Origin of the sequence: Cupriavidus oxalaticus (assembly GCF_038900635.1) — a bacterium.
In the GTDB taxonomy this organism is placed as follows: domain Bacteria; phylum Pseudomonadota; class Gammaproteobacteria; order Burkholderiales; family Burkholderiaceae; genus Cupriavidus; species Cupriavidus oxalaticus_B.
In genome coordinates this window covers 84248-98091 of record NZ_JAYMRX010000003.1, presented here as the reverse complement: position 1 = coordinate 98091, position 13844 = coordinate 84248, and the positions used below count along the sequence as shown (strand labels likewise).

Below are 13844 nucleotides of genomic sequence, written 5' to 3'. Positions count from 1 at the left end.
CCGTCCCGCCCTTATTCCTGAGTGCGGGAGGGATTGCGCCTGGCGCGCACCGGCTGCCCCCAGCAGTCGCCCTCGCCGCTGCGCGCCAGCGGGAAGTCGGCCTGCAGCGCCGGATCCCATTCGGGGTTGTGGATTTCGCCGAAGACCTGGCGCAGGCGATGACCCCAGGTATCGCGGATCATGCGGAAATAGGCGTTGCGCTCATCGATGTTGACGAATCGCGTCACGCGCAGCGAATCCGCCTCGTAGACCAGCAGGTCCAGCGGCAAACCCACTGAAATATTCGACTTCAGCGTCGAATCCATCGAGATCAGCGCGCATTTTGCGCCCTCGGCCAGCGGCAACGAAGGATGCACGACGCGGTCGATGATGGGCTTGCCGTACTTGGCCTCGCCGATCTGGAAATAACAGTTTTCCGGCGTGGCTTCGACGAAGTTGCCGGCGGCATAGATGTTGAACAGCCGCACCCGCTCGCCACGGACCTGGCCGCCGAAGATCAGGCTGACATTGAATTCGATGCCGGCATCGCGCAGCGCATGCGCGTCGCGCTTGTGCACCTGGCGCACCGCATCGCCGACGATGGACGCGGCTTCGAACATGTCGCGCGCATTCCACAAGGAGCGCTTGTCGTCGTGGTTCTCCGCCAGGATCTGGCGCACCGACTGGCTGATGGCGAGGTTGCCTGCGGTCATCAGCACCATCACGCGGTCGCCGGGCTCTTCGAACACCGTCATCTTGCGTGCCGTCGAGATAGCGTCCACCCCGGCGTTGGTGCGGGAATCGGACAGGAATACCAGGCCGGCATCCAGCCGCATGGCTACACAGTACGTCATGGTCTTGTTCTGGTGTTCTTTCTTGCCGGACGGCCGGGAGTGGCCGGCCGGTGGCCTGCATTAACGGATTCTAGCGCCGCTGCCGCTTGTCGGTGCCGGTTCTGGAATGTGGCACCTAATTGGCGCGGCCGGAGCTAGGTCGCGTCGGCAAGCGGCGTGATCACGACATTGACTTCGAGCGTCTCGCCGGCGCCGCCCTCCAGGATGCCCCGGACCGGTGCGGCGGACTGGTAGTCGCGCCCCACGGCGAGGCGCACATGGCGCTCATCGGTGAGGCAGCCGTGGGTGATGTCGATGCTGCACCAGATCTCGCGCTGCGGGTCCAGGCAAACGTCGGCCCACGCATGGCTGGCCAGTTCGGTCGCAGCGGGATCGTAGAAGTAGCCGCTCACATAGCGCGCAGGAACGCCGAGCGCGCGGCAGGCCGCCACCATCACCTGCGCCTGGTCCTGGCACACGCCGCTGCCCAGGCCGAATGCCTCGGCGGCGGAGGTCCCGACATCGGTGGTGTTGGGCTTGTAGCGCACGCGTTCGCCGATGGCCTGGGCCAGTGCCAGCAGCGCTGGAATCTCGTGGCCCGAGGCCAGGAACGGCGCGGCGAAGGCCTGCATCTCGCGCGGGGCCGTGGTGAGCGGCGTGCTGCCGAGGAAGTACAGCGGCGACACGCGCGATTCGCCGGCGGGCGGCGCATCGCAGAAGGCATGGTGACCGTCGCGGTCGAGGTCGCCATGCGGGGGCAGTACTTCCACTTCGCCGCTGGCTTCAATGGCGATGGTGTCCGCCGGGCCCGCCACGGTGAAGTTGTGCACGATGTTGCCGAAGCCGTCGCGCGCCGCCGACGGGTTGCCCGGCGTGCTCAGCTGCCAGCTGTGCACGGTCTGCAGCGGCCCCGAACGGGGCTCGAGCCGCAGCTCGTGCACGCTGCGGCGCACCGGCTCGGCATAGCGGTAGACAGTATGGTGGTGGATCTTGTATTTCACGGTATCAGGGCGCGGCGCGGCGGCGGCAGCACATGATCGCCGCCGGCGTGCCCATGTCAGGCCGCCTGCAGCGGCACCAGGAAGTCCCGGCTGATGCCATTGCCGAGATCGCCGATGCGCTCCAGGAAGCTGGTCAGGTACGCGTGCAGGCCGACGGCAAAGATATCGTCGATGCGCGCGTACTTCAGGTCGGCGTGAAGTTTACCAGCCTGCCGCTCGGTCTCCGCCGACTGCTGGTTGCGCACCATGGCGAGGATCGTCACCACCTCGTCCATGCTCGACACCAGCGAGCGCGGCATGTCGGGGCGCAGCACCAGCAGTTCGGCCACGCGCTGGGGCGTGACCACCGCGCGATAGACCTTGCGGTAGACCTCGAAGCCGGACACCGAGCGCAGCACCGCCGCCCAGTGGTAGAAGTCATTCTGCTCGCGGTTGGGATTGCTGTCGTCGCTGCCCGAGGCCTGGAACTTGACGTCGAGAATCCGCGCGGTATTGTCGGCGCGCTCCAGGAAGGTGCCCAGCCGCATGAAGTGGAAGGCATCGTCCTTGAGCATGGTGCCGAACTGCACGCCGCGCGCCAGGTGCGAGCGGAACTTGACCCACTCGAAGAAGCGCGACGGGTCCTCCCTGAGCACGCCGTCGGCGATCATGCGCTGCACGTCGAGCCAGGTGGTGTTGACGGTTTCCCAGACTTCGGTGGTCAGTGAGCCGCGCACCGCGCGCGCGTTCTCGCGTGCCGCGCGCAGGCAACTCATGATCGAAGACACGTTGGTCATGTCGCGCACCATGAAATCGATCACATCGTCGCGCGACAGCAGGCCATACTTGTGATCGAAGGCCTGCGTCAGCTCCGAGATATCGAGCATGGCCCACCAGCCCTGCTCGGCCACCTCGGCCGACTGCGGCAGCAGCGAGGTCTGGTAGTTGACGTCGAGCATGCGCGCGGTGTTTTCCGCGCGCTCGGTGTAGCGGGCCATCCAGAACAGGTGGTCGGCGGTACGGCTCAGCATGTGGGCTCTCCTCGCATGGCGGCGGCGGGGTTGTTGCCGGTCTCGGTCGCGTGATGGGCTGTTGTCGTCATCGTTCGAGCACCCACGTGTCCTTGGTGCCGCCCCCTTGCGAGGAATTGACCACCAGCGAACCCTCGCGCAACGCCACGCGCGTCAGCCCGCCGGGCACCATGCGCACCTCCTTGCCTGACAGCACGAACGGGCGCAAATCGATATGGCGCGGGGCGATGCCCGACTCCACATAGGTCGGGCAGGTCGACAACGCCAGCGTCGGCTGCGCGATGTACTGCTCGGGCCTGGTCTTGACCACCTCGCGAAAGGCATCGATCTCGGCGCGCGTCGCGGCCGGTCCGACCAGCATGCCGTAGCCGCCGGCGCCGTGGGTTTCCTTGACCACCAGCTCGTCCATATGCTCGAGCACGTATTGCAGGTCGTCAGGACGGCGGCACATGTACGTGGGTACGTTGCTGAGGATGACCTCCTCGCCGAGGTAGAAGCGGATCATGTCGGGCACGTACGGATAGATTGACTTGTCGTCCGCCACGCCGGTGCCGATCGCATTGCAGATGGTTACGTTGCCGGCACGGTAGACCGACAGCAGCCCGGCAGCGCCGAGCGCGGAATCGTGCCGGAACACCAGCGGGTCGAGGAAGTCGTCGTCGACGCGCCGGTAGATCACATCGATGCGCTGCGGCCCCTGCGTGGTGCGCATGAACAGGTGGTCGTCCTCGACGAACAGGTCGCTGCCTTCGACCAGTTCCACGCCCATCTGCTGCGCCAGGAAGGCGTGCTCGAAGTAGGCCGAGTTGTACATGCCCGGGGTCAGCACCACCACCGTGGGATCGGCGATCGCCTGCGGCGATACGCCGCGCAGCATGTCGAGCAGCAGGTCCGGATAGTGCGCCACCGGCGCGACACGATTGCGCGCGAACAGGTCCGGGAACAGCCGCATCATCATCTTGCGGTTTTCCAGCATGTACGACACGCCGGAGGGCACGCGCAGGTTGTCTTCCAGCACGTAGAACTCGCCCTCGCCGGCACGGACCACGTCGATGCCGGCGACGTGCGCATAGATGTCGTGCGGCACGCTGACGCCGAGCATCTCGGGCCGGTACTGGGCGTTGTTGTAGATCTGGTCTGGCGGGATCACGCCAGCGCGGATGATGTCCTGGCCGTGGTAGATGTCGTGGACGAACCGGTTCAGCGCGGCCACGCGCTGGCGCAGGCCTTTTTCCAGCAGCGCCCATTCGCTGGCCGGGAAGATGCGCGGGATCACGTCGAACGGAATGGTGCGCTCGGTGCCGCTGTTGGCCTCGTCCTTGTCGCCATAGACGGCAAAGGTAATGCCCACGCGCCGGAAGATCAGGTCCGCTTCGGCCCGCTTGTTGTCCATGGTGCCGCCGGACTGCCGCGCCAGCCAGTCAGCGAAATGCCGGTAATGCGGGCGTACCGCCCCGTCGGGCAAGACCTGCCCTGCCTGGATGACCGTGGGCGGCCCGTCGGCGCGCCAGTCCAGCATCTCGTCGAAAAACCGCCCCGCCATGATGGCCGTTCCTCCATGTAGTGGGCGCCGGGTGCTGCCACTGCCCCGCATCCGGCCGCCCTGGTTTGACCTGGCTGTCCTGCCACAAGCCCGCCGCGCGGTGCCCGGGATGGTTTCCGATGAGCATTGGCGCGGCGATGCTGTCGAGTCACTGGCCCTTTCAGCATACCTGCACCGGCGAAAGCCGCAAGCTTGCGGACCGTAGCCGGCACGGAAAGTGAGCTAGCAAGATGTCTGCCAGCGCACGTAAAAACGGCCGCCAGCGGGGCTGGCGGCCGTCATGGGATGGATCGAACGATCGCGGCTGAAGCGTTCAGCGAGCGGAAGCCTGCAGGATGGTCTCCACCAGGACTTCCGGCGACTGGCTGATATCGAGCTCCAGCGCGTCGCGCGGCGCTTCCAGCGTATCGAACTGGCTCTGCAGCAGCTCGGGATTGAAGAAGTGGTCGGTGCGGGCGGACAGGCGCCCGGCGATCAGCGCGGCATCGCCCTTCATGTGGACGAAGGTCACGCCGCCATCGGGCGGCGTCAGCCGGTCGCGGTACGCCTGGCGCAGTGCCGAGCAGGTGAACACGTGGGTCCGGCCTTCGGCGCGCGCCGCATCGATGGCGGCGCGCATTGCCGCCAGCCAGGGCCAGCGGTCTTCGTCGGTCAGCGGGATGCCCGCATGCATCTTGGCCTTGTTGGCCTCGCTGTGGAATTCGTCCGCGTCATGGAAGCCGCAGCCCAGGCGCTGCGCCAGCAGCTGGCCGACCGTGGTCTTGCCGCTGCCGGAAACGCCCATCAGGATATAAATCATGTCTGCTCCGTCGGTCTTGGTATCGTCTTGCCGTACTGCTGTGGTGCTGTCTTGCTTTCGGATCGGGTCGCGCCCCCTGCTCAATGCCTGCGCGCCGCTCCCGTCGCTCCCGCGCCGGCGGCAACGACGGGCGTGCTTGCGGCTATTGTGCGACGGTTTGCGCCGCCACGGCAGCCGCCGATGCGCCGGGCGCGGCGCCGGCATCCGCTTCGGACAGGTCGAGTGCGCTGCCCCCCTCTTCCGCGATGCGGGCGTGGCGCCGGAACGAGCCGAACAGCCCGCGCCCGAGGCTGAACCGGGCGAATTCGTCGGCCGGGGCCGGCGCCGGCTCGCGTGCAGCGAACTCGCCCTCGTCGCCCAGCCATTGCAGCACGCCGGCCACCGCGTCGACGCGGATGCGGTCGCCGTCGCGCACGCGGGCCAGCGCGCCGCCGGCCAGTGCTTCAGGGCCGACGTGGATCACTGCGGGCACCTTGCCCGACGCGCCCGACATGCGGCCGTCGGTCACCAGCGCCACCTTGTGGCCGGCATCCTGCAGCGCGCCCAGCACCGGCGTCAGGCGGTGCAGTTCCGGCATGCCGTTGGCGTTCGGGCCCTGGAAGCGGACCACGGCGATCAGGTCGCCGTTCAGTTCGCCGGCGTCGAACGCCGCCTGCAGCGCTTCCTGCGCATCGAACACGCGCACCGGCGCCTCGACCACGCGGTGCTCGGGGGCCACGGCCGAAACCTTGATCACACCGCGACCCAGGTTGCCCTGCATCAGCCGCAGCCCGCCTTCGGGCGAGAACGGCGCCGCGGCGCTGGCAACGACCTGGGCGTCGCCGCTTGCCGACGCCCCTTCGCGCCATTGCAGCACGCCATCGTTCATCACCGGCTCCTGCGTGTATCGCGCCAGGCCCGGACCCGCGACGGTCTGCACGTCCTCATGCAGCAGCCCGGCGTGCAGCAGCTCGCGGATGACCAGCCCGGCGCCGCCGGCGGCATGGAAGTGGTTCACGTCGGCGGAGCCGTTCGGGTACACCCGCGCCAGCAGCGGCGTGATGCGCGACAGGTGGTCGAAGTCGTCCCAGTCGATGATGATGCCCGCGGCGCGGGCCATCGCCACCAGGTGGATGGTGTGGTTGGTGGAACCGCCCGTCGCCAGCAGGCCGACCATGGCGTTGGCCACGGCGTGCTCGTCGACGATGCGCGCCAGCGGCAGGTATTCGCTGCCGCGCGCGCTCAGCGCGATCGCGCGCTGCGCCGCCGCGGCCGTCAGCGCGTCGCGCAGGCCGCTGTCCGGGTGGACGAAGGCCGCGCCGGGCAGGTGCAGGCCCATGATTTCCATCAGGAACTGGTTGCTGTTGGCGGTGCCGTAGAAGGTGCAGGTGCCGGCACCGTGGTAGGCCTGGCATTCGGCCTCGAGCAACGCATCGCGGCCAACCTGGCCGGTGGCGTAAAGCTGGCGCACGCGCGCCTTCTCCTTGTTGGACAGGCCAGTGGCCATCGGACCCGCCGGCACGAACACGACCGGCAGGTGGCCGAACTGCAGCGCGCCCATCAGCAGGCCCGGCACGATCTTGTCGCACACACCCAGCATCAGCGCCGCATCGAAAGTATTGTGCGACAACGCGATGGCCGTGCCCATGGCAATCGCATCGCGCGAGAACAGCGACAGCTCCATGCCGGGATTGCCCTGCGTGATGCCATCGCACATCGCCGGCACGCCGCCCGCCACCTGCGCCACGGCCCCGACAGCGCGCGCGGCTTCCCGAATCACGCCGGGGTAGCGCTCATAGGGCTGGTGGGCCGACAGCATGTCGTTGTACGCGGTCACGATGCCAAGGTTGGGTGCATGGTCGACGCGAAGCTTCAGCTTGTCGTTGGCTGGCAGCGCGGCAAAGCCGTGCGCCAGATTGGCGCAGGACATGCCACGCAGCGGTCCCAGCTCGGCTTGCGCACGCTCGCAGCGTGCAAGGTAGGCGGCACGGCTGGCGCGGCTGCGGGCAACGATGCGTTCAGTGACGGACAACAGCTCGGCATGGACGGCAATAGGCATGGCGGAGACGTTCCTTTTGTCGGGGCGCAGCACCAAAGCGGCGCGATCACATGTAGATTTTCTACATTATTACTGATAACAATGCCGCCGTCGACTGGATCATACATCACAATTGCGCCAAAACCTGCTGGATTCCCAGGTTTACGGGCATACCCTGACGCCCGTGTACGCACGATTTTGGACATGACGCTGCACGAACAGATGTAGAATCTCTACATTGCACGATCCCGAACAACCAGATATCCGCCCGCCGCCATGCGCGACCGAATCCTTGCCGTCTACGACACGCTCCGCCCATCCGAACGCCGACTGGCGGACTACGTCGCCGAGCACGGCGCCGCCGTGATCCGCCTGTCGATGCCCGAACTGGCCGAGCGCGCAGGCGTGTCGCAGCCCACCATCGCACGGTTCTGCGCCGCGCTGGGCTACGACGGCTTCCGCGAGTTCAAGCTGCAGTTCGCGCAGAACGTCGGCGGCGGCATGCCCTTCGTGCACCAGGACGTGGAGGCCCACGACCGCCCCGCCGACATCGCCGGCAAGGTGTTCGACCGCACCATTGCCACGCTGATGAGCGTGCGCAACGCGCTGTCGGCCGACCAGATCGAACACGGCATCCACCTGCTGGCCAGCGCCCGCCGCATCGAGTTCTACGGCTGCGGCAATTCCGGCATCGTCGCGCTCGACATCCAGCACAAGTTCTTCCGCCTCGGCATCCCGACCGTCGCCTATTCCGACCCCCATGTATTCAGCATGTCCGCAGCGCTGCTCGGCGCCGGCGACGTGGCGGTGCTGGTGTCCAACAGCGGCCGCACCTGGGACATGCTGACCGCCGCCACGCTGGCGCGCAGCAGCGGCGCCAGCGTGCTGGCGATCACCCACAGCGGCTCGCCGCTGGCCAGGCTTGCCGACGTCTGCGTGTTTTCCGACGTCGAGGAAGACAGCGAGGTCTATACGCCGATGACCTCCCGCATCAGCCACCTGGTCCTTGGCGACGTGCTGGCCGCGGGCGTGGCACTGGAGCGCGCGGAATCGGTTGCCGCCGGGCTGCAGCGCGCCAAGGCGCACCTGCGCGAGCGCCGCATCGCGGGCGCCGAGCCGGCCCGCACGCTGCCCCCTGCCCGAGGCCGCGCCACGGCCCAACCGGCTGCCGCGGACGCGCAGCCCGCCCCGGTGGCCACGCGCGTACGACACCGCAAACCCCGCTAGCCAGCTAGCGCGGCGCATCCATCCGGGCGCGCCAATAGCGCGGCTCGGCCTGCCGGAACGCCGACAGCGTATAACCCGCCGGCGCGGTGGCCATGGTCACCGCGCCGGTTTCATCAGTGCGGTAGCGCGCGATGCCGGCGCGTCCGTAGCGCTCCCACACGTCGGCACGCGGATGGCGGTAGCGGTTTGCATAGCCAAGCTGGAATACCGCCGATTGCGGCCGCACCGCTTCCAGCCACGCGGCACCGGAGGAGGTACCGCTTCCATGGTGCGCCGCCACCATCACGTCGGCATGCAGCGCTTCGGGCGGCAGCCTGTCGATCAGCGCGCGCTCCTCGGCCACGCCGATATCGCCGGTCAGCAGCAAGCGATGCCTCGCCGTCCCCACACTCAGCACGCAGCTACGGGCGTTGCTCGCGATCGCCGCCTGTTGCGATTGCGATGGCAGCGGATGCAGCACCGTAAAACGCACGCCGTCCCAGTCCCATTGCTGGCCGGCTGCGCACGGCGCCCAGCCAGACGCCGGCGGCCCGAGCAACGCATGGTCCGGCGGCGCCCCGGTACTGCGCGCCGCAACGGCCACCGCCGCCGACACGTCCGCCACACCACCGGCATGATCCGCGTCTTCATGACTGACCATCAGCTGATCGAGCCGGCCAACCCCCAGGCCGCGCAGTACCGGCACCACGACTTGCCCGCCAGCGCTGGCACCCGATGCATAGCCAGGGCCCGCGTCGTACAGCAGCGCGTGCGCGCGCGTCTGCACCAGCACCGCGGTCCCTTGGCCCACGTCGAGCATCACCGCTCTGAATTCGCCATGCGCCACGGGCGGGCCGCGCGCCAATACGAGCGGCAATACCAGCAGGCCACCGTGCAGGCGCGCCGCGGCACTGGCGGGCGGCGCCAGCAACAGCGCGATCCCGAGCAAGGCAAGCAGCAACGGCAACGGCCCCGATGCCGGCGCTTCCCACATGGCCCATGGCAGACCGGAAAGCCAATCCAGCAAAGCGGCCAGCCACACCATGGCCCGATGCGCGACGGCCAGCAACGGCGTGGCCAGCATAGCCGGCGCGGCGGCGGCAGCCAGCGACAGCGGCGTCACCAGCAGGCTGACCACCGGGATCGCGATTGCATTGGCCAGCGGCGACACCACCGACACCTGCTGGAACAGCAACAGCGTCAGCGGCACCAGTCCGGCCGTGACCGCCCATTGCGTGCGCGCCGCGGCGGCAAGCGCGGCGCGCAGGCGTTGCCAGCGCGATTCCGGCGCGCCATCCGCGGATCGGGCAGCGTAGAAGATCACCGCCACCGCGCCGAAAGACAGCCAGAAGCCCGGCGACATCACCGCCCACGGATCCAGCAGCAATGCAGCGAACGCCGCCCAGGCCAGCACCACCGACGCCGGCGGTGCCCGCCCGGCCCATACCGCCAGCGCGGCCACGCATAGCATCGCCACCGTGCGCAACGCGGGAACCTGCATCCCGGCAAGCAGTCCGTATGTCACCGCACCAGCTACCGCCGTCAGCAGGGCCGCGTACCTGGCCGGCAACCACAGTGGCAGCGGCCGGCGCAGCCTGCGCCCCAGCCCGAACGAATGCCGCCACAGCATGCCGGTGAACGAACCAGCCATGCCGGCGATCATGGTGATGTGCAGACCTGAAATGCTGACCAGGTGGCTGATGCCGGTACGCCGGAACAGCTGCCAGTCTTCCATATCGATGCCGCGCTGGTCGCCGATCACCAGCGCGATCAGCACGGGGCCATAGCGCGCATCGGCCGGCAGCGCCGCGCGCAGGTGATCGCGCACGGCCGCGCGCCACGCCTCGATGCGCCATGCGAGCCGTTCCCGTGTTGCCTCCTGCGGCGGACCATGCGCGCGTCGTACGTAGCCCGTCGCGCCGTAGCCCTGCGCCAGCAGCCAGTAGGCATAGTCGAAGCCGAAGGGATTGGCCAGTCCGAGCGGGCGCCGCAGGCGTACGGTCAGGGTGTAGCGCTGGCCGGGGTACAGGTCAGGCGGCGCGTCGCGCCAGTGGAGTAGCAGCCGGCCAGGCACCTTGGATCTTGGTTCGTCCGCCCCATCCGGCACGGCCCGCTCGACGGTCAGGGCAAAGCGCACGCCGCCCGCTGACTCTGACGGCAATCCGGAAACCACCCCGCGCACATCGAGATCGCTCGATTCAAGCGAGACCGGCAGCCAGTCGCGCAAGCGCATGTCGGCGCGCCATGCCGCCCAGCAGAGCGCGGCGCCGAAGGCCAGGACGGCCAGTGCCAAACCTCGCCATGTGGGACGCAGGCGCCTGCCACCCACCAGCATCGCGATGCCGGCCAGCGCCAGTCCGGCAGCCGCCATGCGCACGACGCCCTGCCCCGGCAGCGTTGCCTGCTGCTGCAGCACCCAGCATCCCGCGACGAACGCCACCACGAACACGCGCACGGCACCTCCCCGGCTGATTGCACACAGCCAGAGTTGTAACCGCGCGTCGCAGCGGAAAGCTTGTCAGCCTGTCAGGAAGTCGTGGAAGTTGTGTGTCCGGCCGGCGCCATGGATTCGGCGAAGGCCGCCAGCCGCGGCAGCGCCTCGACGGCATTGCGCCAGGTTGCCTGCGCCAGTGCCGTGGCATCGATGCCGCGCAGCTCGCCCAGCACGCGCGCCACGCCGGCGACTTCGGCGGGGGTGTTGCGCACCTTGTGCTGCTCGCCGAACTGGTCGTCGGAAAGCCACGCGGGCGCGATATCGGGCGCGTCGGTTTCCAGCACCAGCGCCTCCAGCGGCATGTCCGCAGCCAGCCGGCGGATCTGGCGCGCGCGGCTGAAGGTCAGGTTGCCGCCGAAGCCAAGCTTGAAGCCCTGCTCGACAAAGCGCCGCGCCTGCTCATGGCTGCCGTTGAACGCATGCGCAATGCCGCGCTTCACGCCCAGCTTGCGCAGTTGCGCGCCGACCTGGTCCTGCGACTTGCGCACATGCAGCAGCACAGGCAGGTCGAATTCGCGCGCTATCTTCAGCTGCTCGGCATAGAGCCAGGTCTGGTGATTGCTATCGAGACCGGCAACAAAGAAATCGAGCCCGATCTCGCCGATGCCGACGAAGCGCGGATCGCCCATGCTGGCCGCAACCTCGCGCCGCAGCGCATCGATATCGGCCTGCCCTGTACCGGCCGAACAGAGCGGATGGATGCCGAGTGCGTAGACACAGCGCGCGTCCGCGTGCGCCAGCGTGCGCACCGCCTCGAAATTCCACACGGCCACCGCCGGCACGACGATGCCGCGCACGCCGGCGGCCTCGGCCGCGTCGGCGACCTGGCGCCGGTCAGCATCGAATTCGCGCGCGTCGAGATGGCAGTGGGTGTCGATCCACATGGTGCAATGCCGGGAGCCTGGCTCAGCGTTCCTGGTGCAGGTGGCCGTCGCGCAGTCGCAGCACGCGGTCGCAGCGGCCTGCCAGGTCGAGGTCGTGGGTAACGATGACGAAGCTGGTGCCGAGCGTGCGCGACAGCTCGAGCATCAGGTCGTAGACGCCGCCGGCGGTATGGTCGTCGAGGTTGCCGGTCGGTTCGTCGGCCAGCACGCAGGCGGGCTGCCCCACCAGCGCGCGCGCGATCGCCACGCGCTGCCGCTCGCCGCCGGACAGCTCGCCCGGCCGGTGCCTGGAGCGGCCGCCCAGCCCCACGCGTTCCAGCATCGCCTGCGCCGTGCCGCGCGCATCGTGCTGGGTCATGCCGCGGATGCGCATCGGCATCGCCACGTTGTCGAGCGCGGTGAATTCCGGCAGCAGGTGATGGAACTGGTAGACAAAGCCCAGCGAGCGGTTGCGCACCACATTGCGCTCGCGCTCGCGCAGCGCCGTGAACGGCTTGCCGAGCAGCGCAACGCGGCCCGAGTCGGGATTGTCGAGGCCGCCCAGCACATGCAGCAGCGTGCTCTTGCCCGAGCCGGAGGCACCAACGATGGCGACCTTCTCGCCGGCATTGACGCACACGTCCACGCCGCGCAGCACTTCGACATCGAGTCCGCCCTGGCGAAAACGCTTGGTCAGGCCCTCCGCAACCAGCACCGGCGAACCGGCGCCCGGCTGGGCCGCCGCGTTGGGGGCGGTATCCGCCTGCAGCACGGCTTCACTCATAGCGCAGCGCCTCCGCGGGGTTGACGCGGGCGGCACGCCAGCTGGGATAGAGCGTGGCCAGCGTGGCCAGCACGAAGGAAATGATGCCGATGGTGGCGATGTCGTTCACGCGGGGATCCGAAGGCAATTCACTGATGAAATAGATGTCGCGCGGCAGGAACTGCACGCTGAGCACGCGCTCGATAAACGGCACGATCACGTCGATATTGGTCGCGATCAGCGTACCGCCGGCCACGCCCAGGATGGTGCCGATAAAGCCGATGGCGATGCCCTGCACGATGAAGATCTTCATGATCGAGCGAGGCTGCGCGCCCATGGTGCGCAGGATGGCGATATCGGCCTGCTTGTCGGTCACGGTCATCACCAGCGTCGACACCAGGTTAAACGCCGCCACCGCGATGATCAGCGTCAGGATGATGAACATCATGCGCTTCTCGGTCTGCACCGCGGCGAACCAGTTGCGGTTCTGCTTGGACCAGTCGCGCAGGTAGAGCTCGCCCGACATGGTGCCGGCAAGCTGCTGCGCCACCTGCGGCGCGCGCTGCATGTCCTGCAGCTTCAGCCGCACGCCGGTGGGGCCGCTCAGGCGGAACAGCGTCTCGGCATCCTGCATGTTGACCAGCGCCAGCGCGCTGTCGAACTCGAAGTGGCCCGACGAAAAGATGCCCGTCACGGTGAACTGCTTGAGCCGCGGCAGCACGCCTGCCGGCGTGATGGTGCCCTGCGGCGCGAGCAGCGTCACCTTGTCGCCGACCTGCACGCCCATGGCATTGGCCAGCTCGTTGCCCAGCGCAATGCCGAATTCGCCCGGCACCAGCGCGTTCATGCTGCCGGACTTGAACTGGCTGGCGATGTCCGAGACTTTGGGCTCCTGCGACGGCTCGACACCGCGCAGCAGCACGCCGCGCACGGCATCGCCGCGGGTCAGCATGGCCTGCGCCGCCACATAGGGCGCGGCGCCGGCCACTTCCTTGTTCTGCATCGCTTCGGCCGCGGTGTGCTGCCAGTCGGGCAGAGACGACGGGCCGATGACCTCGATATGCGATAGCACCGACAGCATGCGGTCGCGCACTTCCTTCTGGAAGCCGTTCATCACCGACAGCACCACGATCAGCGCGGCCACGCCCAGGGCGATCCCGAGCATCGAGATCATCGAGATGAACGAAATGAAGGTGTTGCGGCTGGCGCGCTTGCTTGCGCGGGTATATCGCCAGCCGATCTGCCACTCGTAGGGAAAGTTCAAGAGAATTCCTGTTGTTTCGGGACATGCCGCCGCCCTGCGAGGGGCGCCGGCGGCACTCGTGCGAGCCGTGGC

Annotated in this window: 11 protein-coding genes; 1 reads left to right on the top strand and 10 read right to left on the bottom strand. The window is 68.2% G+C overall.

Annotated features, from left to right (window positions below; translation table 11 throughout):
• Positions 1-11: 11 nt before the first annotated feature.
• From VSR71_RS07090 to edd, 6 genes are all read right to left on the bottom strand, one after another.
• Positions 12-833, bottom strand: coding sequence for a peptidase (locus VSR71_RS07090; protein ID WP_342913206.1), 822 nt, complete (start codon positions 831-833; stop codon positions 12-14).
• A gap of 134 nt (positions 834-967) precedes the next feature.
• Complete coding sequence (locus VSR71_RS07085) at positions 968-1813, bottom strand: transglutaminase family protein (protein WP_342913205.1); 846 nt, start codon at positions 1811-1813, stop codon at positions 968-970.
• A gap of 56 nt (positions 1814-1869) precedes the next feature.
• Positions 1870-2823, bottom strand: a complete 954-nt coding sequence (locus tag VSR71_RS07080; protein ID WP_029046887.1) for an alpha-E domain-containing protein — start codon at positions 2821-2823, stop codon at positions 1870-1872.
• 67 nt (positions 2824-2890) lie between these two features.
• On the bottom strand, positions 2891-4366 hold the full coding sequence (locus tag VSR71_RS07075) for a circularly permuted type 2 ATP-grasp protein (protein WP_342913204.1): 1476 nt from the start codon (positions 4364-4366) through the stop codon (positions 2891-2893).
• Positions 4367-4679: 313 nt separating this feature from the next.
• Positions 4680-5165, bottom strand: coding sequence for a gluconokinase (locus tag VSR71_RS07070; protein WP_342913203.1), 486 nt, complete (start codon positions 5163-5165; stop codon positions 4680-4682).
• A 142-nt stretch (positions 5166-5307) separates the two neighbouring features.
• Positions 5308-7203, bottom strand: a complete 1896-nt coding sequence (gene edd / locus VSR71_RS07065) for a phosphogluconate dehydratase (protein WP_342913202.1) — start codon at positions 7201-7203, stop codon at positions 5308-5310.
• Positions 7204-7458: 255 nt separating this feature from the next.
• Here edd and VSR71_RS07060 point away from each other — a divergent pair, with 255 nt between their 5' ends.
• Positions 7459-8409, top strand: a complete 951-nt coding sequence (locus VSR71_RS07060) for a MurR/RpiR family transcriptional regulator (RefSeq protein WP_342913201.1) — start codon at positions 7459-7461, stop codon at positions 8407-8409.
• 4 nt (positions 8410-8413) lie between these two features.
• Here VSR71_RS07060 and VSR71_RS07055 read toward each other — a convergent pair whose 3' ends face one another.
• The 4 genes from VSR71_RS07055 to VSR71_RS07040 form a co-directional block, all read right to left on the bottom strand.
• Positions 8414-10843: a DNA internalization-related competence protein ComEC/Rec2 gene (locus VSR71_RS07055; protein ID WP_342913200.1), complete on the bottom strand. Its 2430-nt coding sequence runs from the start codon at positions 10841-10843 to the stop codon at positions 8414-8416.
• Positions 10844-10914: 71 nt separating this feature from the next.
• Complete coding sequence (locus VSR71_RS07050; RefSeq protein WP_342913199.1) at positions 10915-11766, bottom strand: TatD family hydrolase; 852 nt, start codon at positions 11764-11766, stop codon at positions 10915-10917.
• Positions 11767-11788: 22 nt separating this feature from the next.
• On the bottom strand, positions 11789-12529 hold the full coding sequence (lolD, locus tag VSR71_RS07045) for a lipoprotein-releasing ABC transporter ATP-binding protein LolD (protein WP_342913198.1): 741 nt from the start codon (positions 12527-12529) through the stop codon (positions 11789-11791).
• Positions 12522-13772 carry a lipoprotein-releasing ABC transporter permease subunit gene (locus tag VSR71_RS07040; RefSeq protein WP_342913197.1) on the bottom strand — a complete coding sequence of 417 codons (1251 nt, stop codon included), beginning with the start codon at positions 13770-13772 and terminating at the stop codon, positions 12522-12524. The genes lolD and VSR71_RS07040 overlap by 8 nt, the downstream gene beginning before the upstream one ends.
• Between the last annotated feature and the right edge of the window lie 72 nt (positions 13773-13844).

Bases quoted from the DNA above. Each gene is read 5' to 3' on its own strand.
- VSR71_RS07090 (WP_342913206.1), bottom strand. From the start codon at position 833: ATGACGTACTGTGTAGCCATGCGGCTGGATGCCGGCCTGGTATTCCTG.
- VSR71_RS07080 (WP_029046887.1), bottom strand. From the start codon at position 2,823: ATGCTGAGCCGTACCGCCGACCACCTGTTCTGGATGGCCCGCTACACC.
- VSR71_RS07075 (WP_342913204.1), bottom strand. From the start codon at position 4,366: ATGGCGGGGCGGTTTTTCGACGAGATGCTGGACTGGCGCGCCGACGGG.
- VSR71_RS07070 (WP_342913203.1), bottom strand. From the start codon at position 5,165: ATGATTTATATCCTGATGGGCGTTTCCGGCAGCGGCAAGACCACGGTC.
- edd (WP_342913202.1), bottom strand. From the start codon at position 7,203: ATGCCTATTGCCGTCCATGCCGAGCTGTTGTCCGTCACTGAACGCATC.
- VSR71_RS07060 (WP_342913201.1), top strand. From the start codon at position 7,459: ATGCGCGACCGAATCCTTGCCGTCTACGACACGCTCCGCCCATCCGAA.
- VSR71_RS07050 (WP_342913199.1), bottom strand. From the start codon at position 11,766: ATGTGGATCGACACCCACTGCCATCTCGACGCGCGCGAATTCGATGCT.
- lolD (WP_342913198.1), bottom strand. From the start codon at position 12,529: ATGAGTGAAGCCGTGCTGCAGGCGGATACCGCCCCCAACGCGGCGGCC.